Origin of the sequence: Paraburkholderia sp. RL17-337-BIB-A (assembly GCF_046025895.1) — a bacterium.
GTDB classification, from domain to species: domain Bacteria; phylum Pseudomonadota; class Gammaproteobacteria; order Burkholderiales; family Burkholderiaceae; genus Paraburkholderia; species Paraburkholderia fungorum_C.
Genome location: NZ_JARESY010000001.1, coordinates 4,699,183 through 4,719,104, shown reverse-complemented (window position 1 = coordinate 4,719,104; position 19,922 = coordinate 4,699,183). Strand labels below are relative to the sequence as shown.

The 19,922-nt window shown below is 61.2% G+C and carries 14 protein-coding genes and 2 riboswitches; of the genes, 11 read left to right on the top strand and 3 right to left on the bottom strand.

Annotated features, from left to right (window positions below):
* On the top strand, positions 1 to 498 hold a 498-nt coding region (locus P0D84_RS20975; RefSeq protein WP_408339581.1), incomplete at its 5' end, for a c-type cytochrome.
* Positions 499 to 614: 116 nt separating this feature from the next.
* Here P0D84_RS20975 and P0D84_RS20970 read toward each other — a convergent pair.
* Both P0D84_RS20970 and P0D84_RS20965 read right to left on the bottom strand, forming a co-directional pair.
* Entirely contained in the window at positions 615 to 1,193 is a 579-nt protein-coding gene (locus tag P0D84_RS20970) for a hypothetical protein (RefSeq protein ID WP_408339579.1), read from the bottom strand.
* A 341-nt stretch (positions 1,194 to 1,534) separates the two neighbouring features.
* Positions 1,535 to 3,625 carry a UvrD-helicase domain-containing protein gene (locus P0D84_RS20965; RefSeq protein WP_408339577.1) on the bottom strand — a complete coding sequence of 697 codons (2,091 nt, stop codon included), beginning with the start codon at positions 3,623 to 3,625 and terminating at the stop codon, positions 1,535 to 1,537.
* A 432-nt stretch (positions 3,626 to 4,057) separates the two neighbouring features.
* Between P0D84_RS20965 and P0D84_RS20960 the strand changes: the two genes are divergently transcribed.
* The 10 genes from P0D84_RS20960 to P0D84_RS20915 all read left to right on the top strand — a co-directional run bounded on the left by P0D84_RS20960 (position 4,058) and on the right by P0D84_RS20915 (position 19,499).
* Positions 4,058 to 5,107: an oxidoreductase gene (locus P0D84_RS20960; protein WP_408339575.1), complete on the top strand. Its 1,050-nt coding sequence runs from the start codon at positions 4,058 to 4,060 to the stop codon at positions 5,105 to 5,107.
* Positions 5,108 to 5,308: 201 nt separating this feature from the next.
* Positions 5,309 to 5,662, top strand: coding sequence for a hypothetical protein (locus P0D84_RS20955; RefSeq protein ID WP_408339573.1), 354 nt, complete (start codon positions 5,309 to 5,311; stop codon positions 5,660 to 5,662).
* Positions 5,663 to 5,804: 142 nt separating this feature from the next.
* Positions 5,805 to 5,905: riboswitch (glycine riboswitch) on the top strand.
* A gap of 33 nt (positions 5,906 to 5,938) precedes the next feature.
* Positions 5,939 to 6,102, top strand: a riboswitch (glycine riboswitch).
* Positions 6,103 to 6,183: 81 nt separating this feature from the next.
* Positions 6,184 to 7,302, top strand: a complete 1,119-nt coding sequence (gcvT, locus tag P0D84_RS20950) for a glycine cleavage system aminomethyltransferase GcvT (RefSeq protein ID WP_408339571.1) — start codon at positions 6,184 to 6,186, stop codon at positions 7,300 to 7,302.
* Positions 7,303 to 7,468: 166 nt separating this feature from the next.
* Positions 7,469 to 7,849, top strand: a complete 381-nt coding sequence (gene gcvH, locus P0D84_RS20945; RefSeq protein ID WP_408339569.1) for a glycine cleavage system protein GcvH — start codon at positions 7,469 to 7,471, stop codon at positions 7,847 to 7,849.
* An 85-nt stretch (positions 7,850 to 7,934) separates the two neighbouring features.
* Positions 7,935 to 10,871, top strand: a complete 2,937-nt coding sequence (gcvP, locus tag P0D84_RS20940) for an aminomethyl-transferring glycine dehydrogenase (RefSeq protein ID WP_408339567.1) — start codon at positions 7,935 to 7,937, stop codon at positions 10,869 to 10,871.
* Positions 10,872 to 10,988: 117 nt separating this feature from the next.
* A complete protein-coding gene (locus tag P0D84_RS20935; protein WP_408339564.1) occupies positions 10,989 to 12,119 on the top strand; it encodes an alginate lyase family protein in 1,131 nt (376 codons plus the stop codon).
* 28 nt (positions 12,120 to 12,147) lie between these two features.
* Positions 12,148 to 13,536 (top strand): L-serine ammonia-lyase, encoded by a 1,389-nt coding sequence (locus tag P0D84_RS20930; protein ID WP_408339562.1) that lies wholly within the window; start codon positions 12,148 to 12,150, stop codon positions 13,534 to 13,536.
* A gap of 52 nt (positions 13,537 to 13,588) precedes the next feature.
* Entirely contained in the window at positions 13,589 to 15,304 is a 1,716-nt protein-coding gene (locus P0D84_RS20925; RefSeq protein ID WP_408339560.1) for a thiamine pyrophosphate-binding protein, read from the top strand.
* A gap of 764 nt (positions 15,305 to 16,068) precedes the next feature.
* On the top strand, positions 16,069 to 17,667 hold the full coding sequence (locus P0D84_RS20920; protein ID WP_408339558.1) for a hypothetical protein: 1,599 nt from the start codon (positions 16,069 to 16,071) through the stop codon (positions 17,665 to 17,667).
* Positions 17,668 to 17,819: 152 nt separating this feature from the next.
* Entirely contained in the window at positions 17,820 to 19,499 is a 1,680-nt protein-coding gene (locus P0D84_RS20915) for an IS1634 family transposase (RefSeq protein WP_408331403.1), read from the top strand.
* A gap of 39 nt (positions 19,500 to 19,538) precedes the next feature.
* Here P0D84_RS20915 and P0D84_RS20910 read toward each other — a convergent pair whose 3' ends face one another.
* A complete protein-coding gene (locus P0D84_RS20910; protein ID WP_408339555.1) occupies positions 19,539 to 19,859 on the bottom strand; it encodes a hypothetical protein in 321 nt (106 codons plus the stop codon).
* Positions 19,860 to 19,922: the final 63 nt, after the last annotated feature.

Sequence of the window (19,922 nt, the reverse complement as noted above, 5' to 3'; positions counted from 1 at the left end):
CCCACCAGCCCGGACGACTACAGCGACTTCGAAATCGCTCGCGCGGTGGCTTACATGGCGAACAATTCCGGCGCGAGCTTCCCTGAACCGGCGCAACCGGCAGCGGGTGCGGCGGCCGCCGCCTCGGGCGCTGCCGCCGCGGCGCCGGCGGGGGCTTCGGACGCAGGAGCCGCACAAGCCGCTGCCGCGATCGCGGCCATGGCGAGCGTGCCGCAAGCGGCCGCACCAGCAGCAGGCGGGACGCAAAGCGCGGACGCCTCGCAAGCCGGCAAGGCGCTGTATCAGCAGGTTTGCCAGGCGTGTCACGCGGCCGGCGTGCTGAACGCACCGAAATTCGGCGACAAGGACGCGTGGGCGCCGCGCCTGAAGGAACCGATGGACACGGTCTACAACTACGCACTGCACGGCAAGGGCGCGATGCCGCCCAAAGGCGGCTCGACCGCCTCCGATGCGGACGTGAAGGCCGCCGTCGACTACATGGTCAGCGCGGCGAAATAAGGCGCTTCCGGGACGGCCTCCGGCGATTGCCGCAAAACGCAAAAATCCCTGCACCGTGGCGACACGGGCAGGGATTTTTTCATGTGAAATCGGGACGCGCTTTACGCGCCGCCAGGTCAGGTGCCTGCCAATGCAACTGCGGGACGGCTGAACGCCTCGACAAAGGCCAAGGCCGGCGTGCTGCGCGCGAGCGACGCAAAACGCGCGTGTAGATCACCGGGCGCGAGCCAGGGATAGCTCAATCCATCTTGCAACGCTTCAAGCAACTTGCCGTCGGCGTCGGGCACGACGTCCATGCGAGCGATGTGGATATGGAACGCCGTGACGGCCGGCATCGCATCGAAACTCCACCGATACACCCCGTGGCCGACGCGTAACGCGCCGCTTGCCCGTTCGCGCATCACCACCAGCCAGGGCAACGCGTCGATCGTGCCGTCATTCACCGAGAGCGAATCGCACACGTAGTAGGTGCGGCACTGCGCATACTGGGCGCCGAAATCGGTGACGAGCGTTTTCGCGATCGCATCAGTGCCGACTGTGCGCGCCGGAAACGCGATATTCGACGTAGCGAGCGAAATGGTGAGGACCGCATCCGGTGCAAAAGCCTCGGCAATGCGGTTGGCACGCGTGTTGTCTTTCGCGTCGATGTAGGTTTCGAGCGCGAGGCAATAGTGCGCGAGCGGCGGCATGGACATGCGAACGGTCTCCGATTAATGCCCGATCAACGTCTGACCAACGTCCAATTAACGGGCCGTGCCACTGTAGCGTGCGCACCTGGGAAAATCGCCGATGCACTTGCAGTGCGCGGGGTCTTGCAAGCGCGTGGGCGTGCAGCGAGTGATGTCTTTCAAGCGGCCGGGGGCTGCCCGGCGCGCGGGGTTACGAGCGGGTGGGAGCGTCCGGCGCGTCGGGTCTTGCAAGCAAGTAGCTGTGCCTGGCACGCGGGGTCTTGCAAGCAAGTAGCTGTGCCCAGCGCGCGGGGTCTTGCAAGCAGGCGAACAGAAAACGTCCATCTGGCTCACGTTCGCCTCCACGCTCAAGGCTTCTGCAACAGCGCCTTCAAACTCGCGAGCCGGTCTTTCGGCGACATCGGCGCTTCTTCGGGTGTCGGCGGCGGAGCGTCGTCGAGCAGCATCTCGGGGATGAAGCGCGACGGCTCGCACACCACGGTTTCGCGCGCCCGCTTGCGCTTCTTGCACCAGTTCAGATGCAGGCTGCGCTGCGCACGCGTGATCGCGACGTACATCAGACGGCGCTCCTCCTCGATGCGCGCGTCGTCGATCGGCTCGTCGTCGGGGCCGCCACGGTGCGGCATGATGCCTTCTTCGACGCCCACCAGGAACACGTGCGGATACTCCAGCCCCTTGGACGCATGTACCGTAGAGAGCCGCACCGCGTCCGGATCTTCTTCGCGGCCTTCGAGCATCGACATCAACGCCACCGTCTGGATCAGGCCCAGCAGATTCTTGCCGGTGTCGCCGAGGCCGTCGGCGGTGTCGTAGCCGGTTGCTTCGCTGTTCGCCGAACCTTCAGGCTCAGCCTTGGTGCCTTTACGCTTCAACCACTCCATGAACTCGAGCACGTTCTGCCACTTGGACTGCGCCTGACGTTCGTCGAACGCGTCGTACAGATAGGCTTCGTAGTGGATCGCGTCCATCAGTTCGTCGAGCAAGGGACCGGCGGCATCTTTCTCAGCACGATCGGTGAGGCGCTGCATGAAGTCGCAGAACACGCGCATCGGTTCGATCTGGCGCGGCGACAGGCGCGCCTCGATGCCGCCCATGTACACCGCTTCGAATAGCGACACCTTCGCCTGGCCCGCGAACGAGCCGAGCGCCTCGAGCGTCGTATTGCCAACGCCGCGGCGCGGCGTGGTGATTGCGCGGATGAACGCGGGGTCGTCATTCGCGTTGGCAATCAGGCGCAGATACGCGCAGATATCCTTGATCTCGGCTTTGTCGAAGAACGACTGGCCGCCCGACAGCACATACGGAATCCGTTCGCGACGCAGCACCTGTTCGAAGATGCGTGCCTGGAAGTTGCCGCGATACAGGATCGCGTAGTCGCGGAAATTGGCGCGCCGCTCGAACTTGTGCGCGGACAGGCGGAACACGACGGACTCGGCCTCATGCTCCTCGTCGTTGCAAGGCGTGACGGTGATCGTGTCGCCCATGCCGTGTTCGGACCACAACTTCTTTTCGAACAGTTTCGGGTTGTTCGCGATCACGTTATTCGCGGCGGTGAGAATGCGCACCGTCGAACGGTAGTTCTGTTCCAGCTTGATCAGATGCAGCTTCGGAAAGTCCTTGCTGAGCTGGCCGAGATTTTCGAGCGTCGCGCCGCGCCAGCCGTAGATCGCCTGATCGTCGTCGCCGACCGCCGTGAACGCCGCGCGCTTGCCGGCCAGCAGTTTGACCAGCTCGTACTGGCACGCGTTGGTGTCCTGATACTCGTCGATCAGCAGGTAGCGCAGCTTGTTTTGCCAGCGATCGCGCACCTGCTCGTTCTTCGCGAATAGTTCGGCGGGCAGGCGGATAAGGTCGTCGAAATCGACCGCCTGATAAGCATGCAGTGTCGCCACGTAGTTCCGGTAAACGATCGCGGCCTGATGTTCGTCTTCGTTCGCGGCGATCGCGATCGCCTCTTCCGGCATGATCAGGCCGTTTTTCCACAGCGAGATGATCGACTGGATCTTGCGGATAAAGCCTTTATCCGTCGAGCCGACCTGTTCCTGGATCATGCCGAAGCAGTCGTCCGAATCCATGATCGAGAACTGCGGTTTGAGGCCGACGTGTTCCGCTTCCTGCCGCAGAATCTGCACGCCGAGCGAGTGGAAGGTACAGACCGTCAACTGATTGACGGGCACCTTGCGGCCTTCCTTGCCGGGCGTGGTGAGCGTCTTGCCTTCGAGCAGCTTGCCGACGCGCTCGCGCATTTCCGCCGCAGCCTTGTTCGTGAACGTGACGGCGGCGATGTGGCGCGGCTCGAAGCCTTTGGCTTCGATCAGGTGCGCGATTTTCTGCGTGATCACGCGCGTCTTGCCGCTGCCTGCGCCGGCGAGCACGAGACACGGACCGTCAAGATAACGGACCGCTTCATTTTGAGCGGGGTTCAGGCCTGCGGACATCGTCAGTGGATGGGTAATGCGGTTGAGGGCGCTTGGGTGCGAAATCGCGAGACCGAAGGCTCGGGGGCATGCTGCGCGGCGCCAGCGGCTGAAACACGCGCCCCAGGTGGTACGGGGGCGTTCCGGCCCGCTGCGTTCCCGCGCGAGAGGAGCGATGTTAACACGGATGACCGCGACGGATGCCGTCACAGATGAGCTAACAGACAACGAAAGGTGCCCGCGATCGCCGCTCGCCCGAGGACAAAAACGCATGCTCGAATCCGCTACCGCGACTGCTGTCGCAACTGGCAGCCGAGCGCCGTCCAGACGAACTCCGCTAACAGACATCTACCACAACGCTGACAGTCCACCTCCGTGACATGCCACAATTACAGTGTTGCGCGCCGTCGCCACGGTGGCAAAGCGGCGCGCCGTTTTTGCAGGAAGACACGCATGTCCGCATCGCTGAAGATTGGATTGATGGGTTACGGTTTTGCCGGCGCGACCTTTCACGCGCCAGTGATCGAGCACTGCGGGCGCGCGAGCATCGCGGCCATCGCGACCAGCCAGCCCGGGCATGCGCTGGCCGATTACCCGCACGCGAAGGTGGTGGCCGATCTCGACGCGCTGCTGGCGCTCGAGGAAATCGACTGCGTCGTCATCGCCACGCCCAATGACACGCACTTCGACCTGGCGCGCCGCGCGCTGGAAGCGGGCAAGCACGTGGTGGTCGACAAACCGGTCACGCTCACCGCGGCCGACGCCCACACGCTCGCCAACATTGCGCTCGCCCGCAGCAAGCTGTTCGTGCCCTTTCACAACCGCCGCTGGGACGGTGATTTTCTGACCGTGCGCGATCTGCTTGCCAGCCGGGAGTTGGGGCGCATTACACAATACGAATCGCATTTCGACCGTTTCCGGCCGGAAGTCCGCCAGCGTTGGCGCGAGGAGGCTTCGCGCGGCGGCGGTCTGCTATTGGATCTTGGGCCGCATCTGATCGATCAGGCGTTGGCGTTGTTCGGCGCGCCGCAGACCGTATCCGCAACGGTTCGGACGCATCGCGAGCAGGCCAGCGCGCCGGACTACGTCCATATACTGTTGGGGTATGGCGAGTTCGAAGTGGTGTTGCATGCAAGCGCGTTGACCGCACTCGTCGCACCGAGGTTCGCGATTCACGGCACCCATGGGAGCTATGTGAAATACGGACTCGATACGCAGGAAGATCAATTGAAAGCCGGTTTGCGGCCTGGCGACGAGGGGTTCGGCGCCGGCAATGCGGCGGGTGTCTTGCGCGTGCTTGAGGGCGACCAGGAAGTCGAGCGGGAAGTACCGACGCGCAACGGTGAATATGTTGGCTTCTATATCGCCTTGGCGGATGCCATTCAGAACGGCGTGAAATTTCCTGTCACCCCACAGGATGCCGTCGACGTGATGACGGTTATCGAGCTTGCTGCCCGGAGTTCGGAAGAAGGCGTCCGGCTGCCGTTTGAGCGTATTCGCTGACTTTTGCCAGCGGGGCGCTTGCGGGCTATCTGGCGGGGGCATGCACGGCATCGGCATGCCCTCGCCAGAGACTAAACGCCTGACAAGACGGAAAGGAACATAACGTTACAAATAACCCCGTCTTCGCGGTCGTCGTGAATCTCCGGCAATCCGTTGCTACCCTGTAGCACCACAAAACGACAACGACTTCCCGGAGAGTCCATGCCCCGTATCGTCCGCGCAGTAGCAGCATGCGCATTGCTCAGCTCCCTCGCCGCCTGCGTGGTGGCTCCCCAGCAACCCGCATCGGCGCCGCGCCCTAGTCCGCAGCAAATCGCGGATCAGCGTCTGCGTCAGGTCGACGGCCGTATCGACACCCTGAGCCGCCACATCGACGCTCACGTCAATCAAGGCTACTACCCGCCTGCGCAAGGCAGCGCGTTGCATCATCGCCTCGATGTGATCCGTCAGGAAGCTCATGAGATGGCAGCGCGACACGGCGGCGGTCTGTCCAGCGACGAACAGCGCCTGCTGAATCAGGAACTCGACAACGCGGCGCATGCCATCGGCGAATAATCGCGCCGGTTCAGGTACCGAAGCAAAGAAGCGCGGGCAGCCTGTCCCGCGCTTTTTTTTGATTTCCGCGAACCCCTGGCGCCAACCCCCATGGCCCTCGCAGGCCTTTATTTGACAAGCCCCCGGCCCTCGCGTACATTCGCCGCACGCGTCGGGAGAGCGTGCTGGCCGCAGAAAATCGCAGGCCGCGCCGCCGAAGGGGCACACCCGCAAACTCTCAGGCAAAAGGACCGACCGCGTCGAAGAACCCGCGTCAAGGCAACATCAGGCCCGAGTTTTTCGCACTCTGGAGAGCGGCAGTAGCCGTCTGCGTCGTTTATATCGAGCAGACTTTGGCAGGCTGCCCACCGAAGGGGCGCGCGTTCCACCGCAGCGATTGCAGCAGCATTCAAATCGCCCGGCAACGCAATCTCTCAGGTATCGAGGACAGAGGGGTCATGCAACGCAAGCGCTCGCAGCCAGCAGGCCGCGAGGCGTAGTGCCGCATGGCCTTTTTTGTTTCGCGAGATGCCCGAGGCCCCATGACTGAACTCAAACACACCCCGCTCAACGCCACCCATCGTGCGCTCAACGCCCGCATGGTCGATTTTGGCGGCTGGGACATGCCCGTCAACTACGGCTCGCAGATCGACGAACACCGTGCTGTGCGTACCGACGCCGGCATGTTCGACGTCTCGCACATGTGCGTCGTCGATTTCACCGGCGAGCGCGTGCGCGCCTTCTTCGAATACGCGCTGGCGAATAACGTCGCCAAGCTGCAAACGCCGGGCCGCGCGCTGTACTCCTGTCTGCTGAATCCGAACGGCGGGGTGATCGACGATCTGATCGTCTATTACTTCGGCGAAGATCATTTCCGCGTGGTCGTCAACGCCGGCACCGCCGATAAAGACATCGCCTGGTTCGGCCAACTCAACGCCGAAGGCAGCTTCGGCCTGACCATCACGCCGCGCCGCGACTATGCGATCGTCGCCGTGCAAGGCCCGAACGCCCGCGAAAAAGTCTGGCAAACCGTGCCGGCCGCACGCGCCGCCACTGAAGCATTGAAGCCCTTCAACGCCGCGCGTATCGAAGACACGCCGTTCGGCGAGCTCACCGTCGCGCGCACCGGTTATACCGGCGAAGACGGCTTCGAAATCATCGTCCCGGCGGATCACGTCGAAGCGCTGTGGAAGGCGCTGCAAGCACAAGGCGTGCGCCCTGCGGGTCTCGGCGCGCGCGACACGCTGCGCCTCGAAGCCGGCATGAACCTGTACGGCCAGGATATGGACGACAACGTCTCGCCTTTGGACGCCGGCCTCGCCTGGACCGTCGATCTGACTTCGCCGCGTGCCTTCGTCGGCAAGGACAAGCTTGAGGCCGACGGTTCGCAGGCTGCGTTCGTCGGTCTGATCCTGCTGAAGGAAAACGGCAAGGCGGCAGGCGTGCTGCGTGCACACCAGAAAGTCGTCACGCCGCAGGGCGTTGGCGAAATTACTAGCGGCACTTTTTCCCCGACTATGCAGGAATCGATCGCCTTCGCGCGCGTGCCGAAAGGCGTGCAGCCGGGCGATACCGTTCACGTCCAGATTCGTGACAAAAACGTTCCCGCAAGCGTGGTAAAACTGCCGTTCGTGCGCAACGGCAAGGTGCTCGCAGTTTAAGCAGCCGGCGCGTGCGTTATCCCTCAAGAAAACACCGGGCCGCCCCAAATTTTCCGCCCGGCAGGAAGACCCCTTGGGGCATTGACTTCCGGGAGGCCTGGCGCGAAGCGACAGGTTTGGGGACCCTTTTTAGTCACTACCGAATCACACCGCATAGGAGCATCCGATGAGCATCCCGGCCGATCTGAAATACACCGAATCGCACGAGTGGGTCCGCACCGAGGCGGACGGCACGCTGACGGTCGGCATCACCGACCACGCGCAGGAAGCGCTCGGCGATATCGTCTTCTTCGAAGTCCAGGCACTGGGTAAGACCGTGACGGCTGGCGACACCGTTGCCGTGATCGAATCGGTCAAGGCCGCTTCCGATATTTACGCGCCGGTTTCGGGCGAGATCATCGAAGCGAACCCGGCCATCGCCGACACGCCGGATGGCGTCAACAGCGCGCCGTACGAAAGCTGGCTCTTCAAGATCAAGCCGGCCGCGGACGCCACGCTGGACCGCCTGATCGACGCGGACGCGTACACGAAGTCGATCGGCGCCTGAAGCACCGCATTTGCACCATTACGTTTAACCCGACAGGTGCGGCCGGTCCGAATCGACAGGACAGCCGCACCGGCAGGAACACCTTATGAAGCTCGAACACCCGGATCGTCTGATGAACCGCACTCCTCTCCCGCTCGCCGCGCTCGAAGTGCATGACGCCTTCGCTGAACGGCACATCGGCCCGGATTCGGCCGACCAGCACGCGATGCTCGAAGCCCTCGGCTTTGCGTCGCGCGCCGCGCTGATCGACGCCGTCATTCCGAAGACGATCCGCCGCACCGAAACGCTGCCGCTCGGCCCCTTCGCCCAGCCGAAGAGCGAAGCCGAAGCGCTCGCCGCGTTGCGTGAGCTGGCGGACAAGAACCAGGTGTTCCGCTCGTACATCGGGCAGGGCTATTACAACGCGCACACGCCGACGGTGATCCTGCGCAACGTGCTGGAAAATCCCGCGTGGTACACCGCGTACACGCCGTACCAGCCGGAAATCTCGCAAGGCCGTCTGGAAGCGCTCCTGAACTTCCAACAGATGATCGTCGACCTCACGGGTCTGGCGATCTCGAATGCGTCGCTGCTCGATGAGGCCACCGCCGCCGCCGAAGCGATGACGCTGCTGCAACGCGTCGGCAAGCCGAAGTCGAACGTGTTTTACGTTGCCGACGACGTACTGCCGCAAACCATCGAAGTGGTGAAAACACGCGCCACGCCGGTCGGCATCGAAGTGAAAGTGGGCCCGGCCGCGCAAGCCGCGAACGCGAATGCGTTCGGCGTGCTGCTGCAATACCCGGGCGTGAACGGCGATGTACGCGACTACCGCGCGCTCGCCGATGCGATCCACGCAGCGGGCGGCCACGTGGTGGTCGCCGCCGACCTGCTCGCGCTGACCGTGCTCACGCCCCCGGGCGAATGGGGCGCGGACGTGGCCGTCGGCAACACGCAGCGTTTCGGCGTGCCGGTCGGTTTCGGCGGCCCGCATGCGGCTTACCTCGCCGTGCGCGACGAGTTCAAGCGTCAGATGCCCGGCCGTCTGGTCGGTGTGACCGTGGATGCGCAAGGCAATCCGGCGCTGCGTCTCGCGCTGCAAACGCGCGAACAACATATCCGCCGCGAGAAAGCGACCTCGAACGTGTGTACCGCACAAGCGCTGCTCGCGATCATGGCCAGCATGTACGCCGTCTATCACGGCCCGCACGGTCTGAAAACGATCGCGCTGCGCGTGAACCGCATCGCCGCTTTGCTCGCGGAAGGCGCGAAGCAACTCGGCTACACGCTCGTCAACGAAACGTTCTTCGATACGCTGACGTTCGAAAGCGGCGCGCGTACTCAAGCATTGCACGACGCCGCGAAAGCGAAGCGCATCAATCTGCGCCGTGTGAGCGACACGCAAGTCGGTCTGTCGATCGACGAAACCACGACGCGTCACGATCTGGCCGATCTGCTCGCCGTCTTCGCAGAAGCAGCGGGCGCGAAAGACGTGCCGCAAGTCGATGCGCTCGACGCGGCCGTCGCCGCATCGAACACCGCATCGGTGCCGGCCGCTTTGGAGCGCACCAGCGCGTACCTCACGCACCACGTGTTCAACCGTCACCATTCGGAAACGGAAATGCTGCGCTATCTGCGCAGCCTGTCGGACAAGGACCTCGCGCTCGACCGCTCGATGATCCCGCTCGGCTCGTGCACGATGAAGCTGAACGCGACCTCGGAAATGCTGCCGGTCACGTGGCCAGAATTCGGCCAGATCCATCCGTTCGCACCGGCAGAGCAAACCGTGGGCTACCGCGAGATGATCGATCAGCTCGAAGAGATGCTGGTCACCGCAACGGGTTACGCGGCGGTGTCGTTGCAACCGAACGCCGGCTCGCAAGGCGAGTACGCCGGTCTCTTGATCATCCACGCTTACCACGCGTCGCGCGGTGAAGCGCATCGCAACGTCTGCCTGATCCCCGCTTCGGCGCACGGCACGAACCCGGCGTCGGCGCAAATGGCCGGCATGCAGGTGGTCGTTGTCGCGTGCGACGCGCAAGGCAACGTCGATATCGAAGACCTGAAGAAGAAAGCCGATCAGCACGCCGACAAGCTCGCGGCGATCATGATCACGTATCCGTCCACGCACGGCGTGTTCGAAGCGAACGTCCGCGAAATCTGCGAGATCGTGCATGCGCACGGCGGCCAGGTCTATGTGGACGGCGCCAACATGAACGCCATGGTCGGCCTGTGCGCGCCGGGCCAGTTCGGCGGCGACGTCTCGCACCTGAACCTGCACAAGACCTTCTGCATTCCGCACGGCGGCGGCGGACCGGGCGTCGGTCCGGTCGCGGTCGGCGCGCATCTCGCGCAATTCCTGCCGAACCAGATCTCGTCGGGCTATGAGCGCGCGCCGAACGGCATCGGCGCGGTGTCCGGCGCACCGTACGGCTCCGCGTCGATCCTGCCGATCTCGTGGATGTACATCGCGATGATGGGCGCGAAGAACCTCACGGCGGCAACCGAAACCGCGATCCTCAACGCGAACTACGTCGCGAAGAAGCTCGCGCCGCATTACCCCGTGCTGTATTCGGGCCCCGGCGGCCTGGTCGCGCACGAGTGCATTCTCGATCTGCGTCCGATCAAGGACACGAGCGGCATCACCGTCGACGACGTCGCCAAGCGCCTCGCCGACTACGGCTTCCATGCGCCGACCATGAGCTTCCCGGTGCCGGGCACGCTGATGGTCGAGCCGACCGAATCGGAATCGAAGGAAGAACTCGACCGCTTCATCGAAGCGATGATCGCGATCCGCGACGAAATCCGTGCTGTCGAAGAAGGCCGCTCGGACCGCGAGGACAATCCGCTCAAGCACGCGCCGCATACGGCGGCGGTCGTCATCGCGAACGACTGGAAGCATGCGTATGCGCGCGAAACCGCCGCCTATCCGCTGCCCACGCTGATCGCGAAGAAGTACTGGCCGCCGGTCGGCCGTGCGGACAACGTATACGGCGACCGCAATCTGTTCTGCTCCTGCGTGCCGATCGCCGACTACGAGTAAGCGTGTCCGCAAACCGCGCAGTGCCTGAAGGTTGTAAGCAGGCGTTGCGCGGTTCTGTCGCTGGCGTCCGCAAACGGCTAACATCACACACCGAATCAGCCTAACGAGGAGTTTCGCATGGCGCAAAAGGTGCGATTGATGCAAAGCCGGACCGAAGCAAGGCGAGCCCAAACGGGGCAACAGGCTTGCATGCTGCTGTTGGCAGGCGCGGCCGTGCTGCTGCCGCTGCGGCAGGCGCAGGCCGCGATGAATTTTTGTGCGGCGCCCGCCCTGCAAACCAGCGAGCGCACGAATGCCGATCCAGGCGTCAAGGCGCTGGTGAGCAACGTGCAGGCGCATCTGAACGATCCGCCGCATGCGCTGGCGAAGCTGCATACCGAAGGCACGCTGCCGCACGAGGGCATCTACGATCAGAGCGTCGAAGCGGAAAAGGATCTCGATCTGCTGCGCGATGCGGCGCTCGCCTGGCGCGCCACGAGCGACGATCGGTATCTGAAGCTGGTCGACCGTTTGCTGTATGCGTGGGTCACAACTTACCAGCCGAGCTTCAATCCCATCGACGAAACCCATTTCGAAGGCCTGATTCTCGCCTACGACATGACCGCGAGTGCGTTGCCGGTGAAAACGCGCAATGCATCGATGGCGTTCCTCACGAAGCTCGCCAACGGCTATATCGCGCAGATCGACGCGCAGCCGCGGCCCCTCAAAGGCACGTTCAAGAACAACTGGCAGAGCCACCGGATCAAGCTGATCGCCATGGCTGCGTTCACGCTCGACAACCGCAAGATGATCAACGCGGCGCAGCGTCTGTTCGAAGAGCATATCGGCGACAACATCGCGCCGGACGGCTCGACGTTCGACTTCGGCGAGCGCGACGCGCTGCACTACGTTACTTACGACCTGCAACCGCTCGTGACCGCCGCGCTGGCCGCGCGCCGCCACAACCGCAACTGGTTGCCGGAGAAGGCCGCCAACGGCGCGTCGCTGCAAGCCGCGCTCAACTGGCTAACGCCGTATGCGGACGGCAGCAAGACCCATGAAGAATTCGTGCATTCGAGCGTCCCGTTCGATGCCAAACGTCGCGAGGCCGGTTTGCCCGGCTACTCGGGTCAATGGGATCCGAAAAACGCGACAGAACTATTTCACCTGGCGGCACGTCTCGATGGACGCTATACGCCGATCGCGCTGCAGCTCGCACCGACGCCGCCCGCGTGGCTCGCCGTGTGTTTGCCGCTGGCGGCGCGCTAATCCAACTTTTATCAGCAGGGAGCAGTAAATGGCAGTTAGCGTGTTCGACCTCTTCAAAATCGGCATTGGTCCGTCCAGTTCGCATACAGTCGGGCCGATGCGTGCGGCGCTGATGTTCGCGCAAGGACTCGAACGCGACGGGCTGCTTGCGGCGACGGCATCGGTGAAAACGGATTTGTACGGTTCGCTTGGCGCGACCGGCAAGGGGCACGGCACCGATCGCGGCGTGATGCTCGGCTTGATGGGCGATGCGCCTGATACGGTCAATCCGGACACGATCGCGCAGCGTCTGGAAGCGGTGAAGGCATCGCGCAAGCTGGCTTTGCTCGGCACGCACGAGGTGCCGTTCGTGCAGAAAGATCACATTTCGTTTTATCGCCAGGCGCTGGCCGAACATCCGAATGGTCTCAAGCTGCATGCGTTCGATGCGCAAGGCGAGACGCTGCGCGAGTCGACGTATCTATCGGTGGGCGGCGGTTTCGTGGTGACGGCGGGCGCACCGAACACGAAGGTGCTGAGCGCCGTCGAACAATTGCCGCATTCGTTTCGCAGCGGCAATGAATTGCTCGCCCTGTGCAAATCGACCGGCAAGAGCATCGCGCAATTGATGTGGGAAAACGAGCGCGTCTGGCACACGGAAGAGGAGACGCGTACGGGCTTGCTGAAGATCTGGGACGTGATGCAGTCGTGCGTGTCGCGCGGTTGTGGCATCAACAATCCGGATGCGGAAGGAAACTTGCCCGGTCCGTTCCAGGTGAAGCGCCGGGCGCCGCAGTTGTATCGCGCGTTGTCCGGTAATCCTGAGCTGGCGCTGCGCGATCCACTGTCGATGGTCGACTGGATCAATCTCTACGCGATCGCCGTGAACGAAGAAAACGCCGCTGGCGGGCGCGTGGTCACGGCTCCGACCAATGGTGCGGCCGGCATCATTCCGGCGGTGCTGCATTACTACACGCGCTTCATGCCGGGCTCGAATCAGCAAGGCGTGATCGACTTCCTGCTGACGGCCGCGGCAATCGGCATTCTGTACAAGCTGAACGCGTCGATTTCAGGCGCGGAAGTGGGGTGCCAAGGCGAAGTGGGCGTGGCCTGTTCGATGGCCGCCGGTGCGCTCGCGGCGGTGATGGGTGGCACGCCTGCACAAGTGGAAAACGCTGCCGAGATCGGCATGGAGCATAACCTCGGGCTGACGTGCGATCCGGTTGGCGGGATGGTGCAGATTCCGTGTATCGAACGCAATGCGATGGGCTCGGTGAAAGCCGTGAACGCCGCGCGAATGGCGCTGCGCGGTGATGGTACCCATTACGTGTCGCTGGACTCCGTGATCAAGACGATGATGCAGACCGGCGCGGACATGAAGACGAAGTACAAGGAAACGTCGCGCGGTGGCCTGGCGGTGAATATTGTGGAGTGTTGAGGGCCCCACTGCGCCTATCGCAACTATCGCAACATCTGGAGGCTTCATCGCAATGCCGCTCGCTTCTGAATCTTCTTGCGCCGCCCAAACCACCGGCGCGCGTCTCGTCGTCGATGCCTTGCTGACGCACGGCGTCGAACGTGTTTTCTGTGTACCGGGCGAGAGCTTTCTCGCTGTACTCGATTCGCTACACGACGAAACCGATCGCATCCAGACCATCGTTTGCCGGCACGAAGCGGCCGCAGCGAACATGGCTGAAGCGGTCGGCAAATTGACCGGTCGTCCGGGCGTCGCAATCGTCACGCGCGGACCCGGCGCGACGCATGCGTCGATCGGCGTGCACACCGCGTTTCAGGACTCGACGCCGATGATCCTGCTGATCGGCCAATGCGCGCGTGAGCATCTCGATCGCGAGGCCTTTCAGGAAATCGACTATCGGCGCATGTTCGGTCAGATGGCGAAGTGGGTCGCGCAAATCGACGATCCGAAGCGCATTCCCGAATATCTGAGCCATGCGTTTCACACGGCGACATCGGGGCGGCCGGGGCCGGTCGTGTTGTCGTTGCCGGAAGATGTGTTGAGTGACGCGTGTGAACTTGTAACCGGTGCACCGGGATATAAGCGTGTGGCGGCGTCGCCGTCTGCGGTGCAGATGGAAGAGTTGCGTCGATTGCTGGAAGGCGCTCAACGGCCGATGGTGATTGCCGGCGGCAGCGGTTGGACGCCCGACGCATGCGCCGACCTGCAACGCTTCGTCGAGAATTGGCAATTGCCGATCAGCCTCGCGTTCCGCTTTCAGGACACACTCGACAACGAGCATTCGAACTATGCAGGTGATGTCGGCCTCGGTATCAATCCGGCGCTGGCTCAACGTATCCGCGATGCGGACTTGCTGCTCACGTTGGGTCCACGGCTTGGCGAAGCGACAACGAACGGCTACACGTTGCTCGATATCCCGAAGACGAAGCAAACGCTGGTGCACGTGCATCAAGGTGCGGAAGAACTGGGGCGGGTCTATTCAGCGGATCTACCGATCGTCTCCGGTATGCCCGAGCTGGCGGCGTTGCTTGCGGCATTAAAGCCTTCTTCCGACAAACCTGCGTGGGCCGGCGCGGCGCAAGAAGCGCATCAAGCGTATCTCGACTGGCGCAAACCACGCCAGATTCCTGGCGATGTGCAAATGGGCGAAGTCATCCAGCAGTTGCGCGCGCATCTACCGGAAGACGCAATCCTCACGAACGGTGCGGGCAATTACGCGACGTGGTTGCATCGGCATTTCTCGTATCGGCACTTCCGCTCGCAACTTGCACCTACTAGCGGTGCAATGGGTTACGGCGTGCCCGCGGCAATCGCGGCAAAGTCGATGTATCCGCAACGCGCAGTAGTCGCGTTGGCAGGCGACGGCTGCTTCATGATGTCCGCGCAAGAACTCGCGACGGCGATGCAGTACGACTTGCATGTGATTTTCATCGTTGTGAACAACAGCCACTTCGGCACGATACGGATGCATCAGGAACGGCACTACCCGAATCGTGTGCACGGCACCGGTCTCACGAATCCGGACTTCGCGGCGTTCGCGAGGTCGTTCGGCGCGCATGGTGAGACGGTAGAGCGCACGAAGGATTTCCTACCGGCGTTGCAGCGGTCGATAGCGGCCAAGCGTGCGGCGGTGATCGAGATTCGCATGCCGCAGGAGGCGAGTACACCGGGCGCTACGCTGGAGCAGATTCGCGAGCAAGGGAGAAAGCTGCGAGCAACCGGAGCTTAGTGGCGATCCACTTTCGCAATCGCTCGAGCGCGACAGCGCTGCGCGCGATGTCGCACCGCTGTCGCTGCGGCGCCGCTGAATCGTCTCATGACGGAATTATCATCCCGCCATCACGTAGATGTTCATGCCCGCTGGCTATATTTCAATTCATATCCACTAATCTTTGACGCTGTCGAGGGTTCAGTGCGATTCATGCGAAGCACCGGCAGGTGCGTCTTCGCCAACGTGCGGTTACCCGGCGTGAGCAGGCAATCGCTCGTTCAGATTTTTCCTGATAGAACCCCGTCCCCTGGTGACTAGGGTCGCTGCGTAGTGGTGACCTGTTGCCGGAAACGGCGCGCGTCGCGACTGGACACCTCACGGTTCTATTCAAAGTCAACTGTCCGATCCGGAGGCGGCTTATGCGCGGCTACGCAGAGAACGATTCCACGACCAGAACGAAGCGACGCCAGCACGATGAAATTGATCAGCAACTGGCGCTCCACGTCTGGAACGGTCGAAACCATGCGTCTTTTGATGCATCGGGGGACAGCGCTAACGCTGTATGTACGAGGTGGCAGAGAACCACTACTGGGCGCTCATAGAGGGCGAAAGAGTCTGGGTTCGACCTGACGGCAACTGTTTCTTCAACGCTACCAGGGCGGGCGAGCGGGAGAGCGGGCGGGCTGAACGCACATCCTAACCATCCCGATTCTGCCGAAGATTTACCCCGCGTGGCTGCTCACAGCCTGGTTCAAACCGGTTCACACAATCAGGAGTATCACATGTGGATTTATATATCCTGGATGAAAATGGAGTGGCTGCACGAATTCATTACCAGTAGCTTCGATAACGGGTTATTTGAAAAATCCATGATCGATTTGTGGCTGGGCAAGACTTCAACCGATTTGACGCCCGAGGCGGCCACATACTCCAGCGCTGTAAAAGCAGCTCTTTCCGACTATCAAGCTGACAAAAGCAGTATGGACGCCAGACGTCTATCCTCAGAGGACCGCTATGGAGCCGAACTATACCAACTTCCCAATTCGACTGGCGGCGCAGGTTCTTCACCGAACGCCTATAGCGTCATCCCCATTTTAATAAAAATAAAAGCGTATGGAACCTGTCGTTACGGCGACGTGTTTGGCCGGCCCGCAGAAGGTTCTATTTCATCAGCCGTTGAACTGGAATCGCTTTTTTCGTTACCCGCCACCTCGCCAGAGGCTCGCGCGTCCGAAGTCGAATTTCCGAAATTTCTTAAATCAGAACTCCGGCCGGGGATGTTCTTTGAGCTAGACGAGAACTGCAAAAAGGGTTGCGAGACAGCACGGGAAATATATACAGGTTCATTAAAAAACGAGATAGCCACGCACGGTGGAACCTTGAATTTTTCTGACATTACGACAAGTGCCAAATATACCCGCAACATCATTCGCTCAACAATAAACGACTGTCGGAATTTTCTATACAATTATAGAGGATCCACCTATCGCTCTGCGTGCGACAAGAAGAGCGCAAAGCTCTTGCAGAGCAGATATGCCGCCATGTATCTCTCAATACTTGCAAAGCGGTCCCGGGAATATCTTGATATTTTAATAGATCTGAGAACTCGGCTGCCGCCTGTGTCTCGTGCGGATACCAACATTCTGCTGCTCGACAGCCGCGCCCAAGCCGTTCGCGAAGCACTTCGAAAATTCGCGCCCGAGGAATCGCGACCAAAGCTTGAACAGCTGTCCACAAAGGACCTTCTTAATAACTATTCTGGGTTGATCGCGTCGAACGAGGATGTATTTTATTTTGTGTCTTTTGGGGAAGCGATCTTTCTGATGGCGCAAATGGGAGCGACTGTCGATCAATTTTACAGCGAGGTCACAGATCCACCCCGAGTCATTCGCCATTTCAATTCGCTTATGCAGCAGCTCCCGTTTTCCCGAAGCGCTCACCGCAACAGTATTGAAGGGTTATCGTATTTACAAAATGTGGAGAGCAACACAGAGACAAAAAGCGATCCCAAATATTATGATCAATTTTCAACTTTTAAACACAAATATTTCTCCGATGTTACAAAATTAATCGCAATAGACAAATTGACCCAGCTTGGCGTCCATCCTTACGACATGGTCGCCTCACGGCCAATTCGCTGTGCGCGGATGCAATTGACACTTAATAAGCTCGGTTTGTGGACACCGGAAATGAGCGTCATCCCGGAGATTATTAATAGATGGACATATGCGGGAGATCTGGTCTTCTGTCAACTTGAGACGAACGATTGGATAATCATATCAACCATCGGCAGACAGTTATTTTTAAATAAAATTTCCGACTCAACCATGTGTTCAAATGCAGCTTTTAATAAAATAAGGCTGCAATCAACCCCCCCCTAGTTCGACAGCTTAAACCGATTTTCGGGGCAGTTTGCGGGCAAAGGCGCTGACAAATCAAACACTTGATGCGCGGACCTTGAATAACTCTGTAGTGGCACGCCGATACCACAATACAGCTTGAAACAAGCCATATTCGTGACTACAGTTGTGGCATGTTTATCAAAGTCACGTCTTCGGGTCCACGCCAGTACGTCCAGCTCATGGAATCCTTTCGCGATGAGCTGGGTGTGTCGCGTCAGCGCGTGATTGCTACCTTGGGACGACTGGAGAGCGTACAGGCCGGCGGTAACGATGCACTGATCAACGGGTTGCTGCGTGCGGCGGGCAAACCGACGCTCAATGAGGGCACCGGCGAGGCCGCCTTTACGTCGGGCCTGTCGGTTGGCGACACCTGGATGCTCACGGCGCTGTGGGAAGAACTGGGCTTTGCCGATGCGTTCCGTCGCGTGCTGCGACCGCATCACCAGTTCGACGCCGAGCGCCTGCTGCGCGTGATGGTGTTCAACCGGCTGTGCGATCCGGAATCGAAGCTGGGCATCACGCGATGGCTCGAAGCGACCATGGTGCCGGACGTTGCACCTGAGACGGTCACGCATCAACGGCTGCTGCGCACCATGGATACGCTGGTCGAGTGCGCCGATGCACTGGAGGAGGTGTCTGCCGCGCTGCTGCGCCCGCTGATCGACCAGGAACTCTCGATCGTGTTCTACGACCTGACGACGATCCGTACCGAAGGCCACTCGGAAATGGCAGGCGAGATCCGTCAGTACGGGCTTGCGAAGGAAGGGGACATCGCGCGCCAGGTGATGCTCGGCGTCGTGCAGACCGCCGACGGCCTGCCGATCCATCACGAAGTGTTTGCCGGCAACGCGGCAGAGACGCACACGCTCGTGCCAACGATCACCAAGGTGCTGGCGCGCTATCCGGTTCGCCGCGTCGTGCTGGTGGCCGATCGCGGCCTGCTGTCGCTGGATAACCTGGAAGCGATCCAGTCCATCAAGGTCCATGACCAGCCACTGGAATTCATCCTGGCCGTCGCGGCGCGACGCTATAGCGATTTCGACGAACTGCTCGCCAGCTTCCATAACGACACCTGCCTGAAGGCCAGCACCGAAGTCATCGGAGAATTCAAGTGGCAGGGTCACCGGCTGATCGTCGCGCACCGGCCGGACTTCGCCGCAGAAATGGGTGCCCGGCGCGATAAGCATATTGCCGAACTTGAACGGGACGCAGCGCGCTGGGCCGACAAGCTCGATGGACAGGACGGCGGGCGCAAGCACAAGGGCCGCAAGCTCTCCGACAGCGGTGCCAAGGCGCGTCTTTATCAGGCAGTCTGCGAAGCGAAGCTCGCATCGATCGTCAGGGTTGATCTGAAATCGGACCTGTTCACCTACGACATCGATGAGCGTGCACTGACCCGCGCCCGCATGATGGACGGCAAGCTGATCCTCGTGACCAACGTGCCGGAGCTCACCCCGATCGACGTCGTGAAGCGCTACAAGTCGCTGGCTGACATCGAGCGGGGCTTCCGCGTACTGAAGTCCGAAATCGAGATCGGCCCGGTGTTCCATCGCCTGCCCGACCGGATTCGCGCACACGCGATGATCTGCTTTCTGGCGCTCGTGCTGTATCGCGTGATGCGCATGCGTCTGAAGGCCCGCGACAAAGCCTGCTCGCCCGAGCGTGCGCTGGAAATCGTCCGGCGCATCCAGTTTCATCAGGTCGTCCTTCATCGGCGCCAAAGCGCAACCGGCCTGTCCACACTGACTCCTGAACAGAAGGAACTCTTCGATGCCCTAAACCTGCCGATACCGACAATCCGTAGCTTGTAGTGGCAAATTTGCACCCCCGGGTTCAGCAAAATCAATCACTTACACGAAAATCTGTCGAACTCGGGAGTCATTGAGCGCCGGAATGGCGGTCGTGGAGAGTTTGGCGCGCGCTTGCGCGAACGCTTGTCCGGATACCTTGCGCAGCAATTGTGCCTGTTGCTGCAGATGTCCGAAGAACTCGTCCAGTTCGGTCTGGACGCTCTTGCGCATGCCGGTGAGCATCAATGCGATCAGTGCCGGCAAGGGCAATTTGCGACGACGTTGAAACGCCGTGGGATGCTCGGGATCGCAAGCAAGCTGACGAAACTGGTCAGTCTGCATATGGGCGGCGAGATCGGCAAGCAGAGTGGAAAGAGACATGGGGCCAACGAAGATCAAAAAGATCCTCATTGGCCACCGCGCGAAGTTGGCTTCACGTCAAGT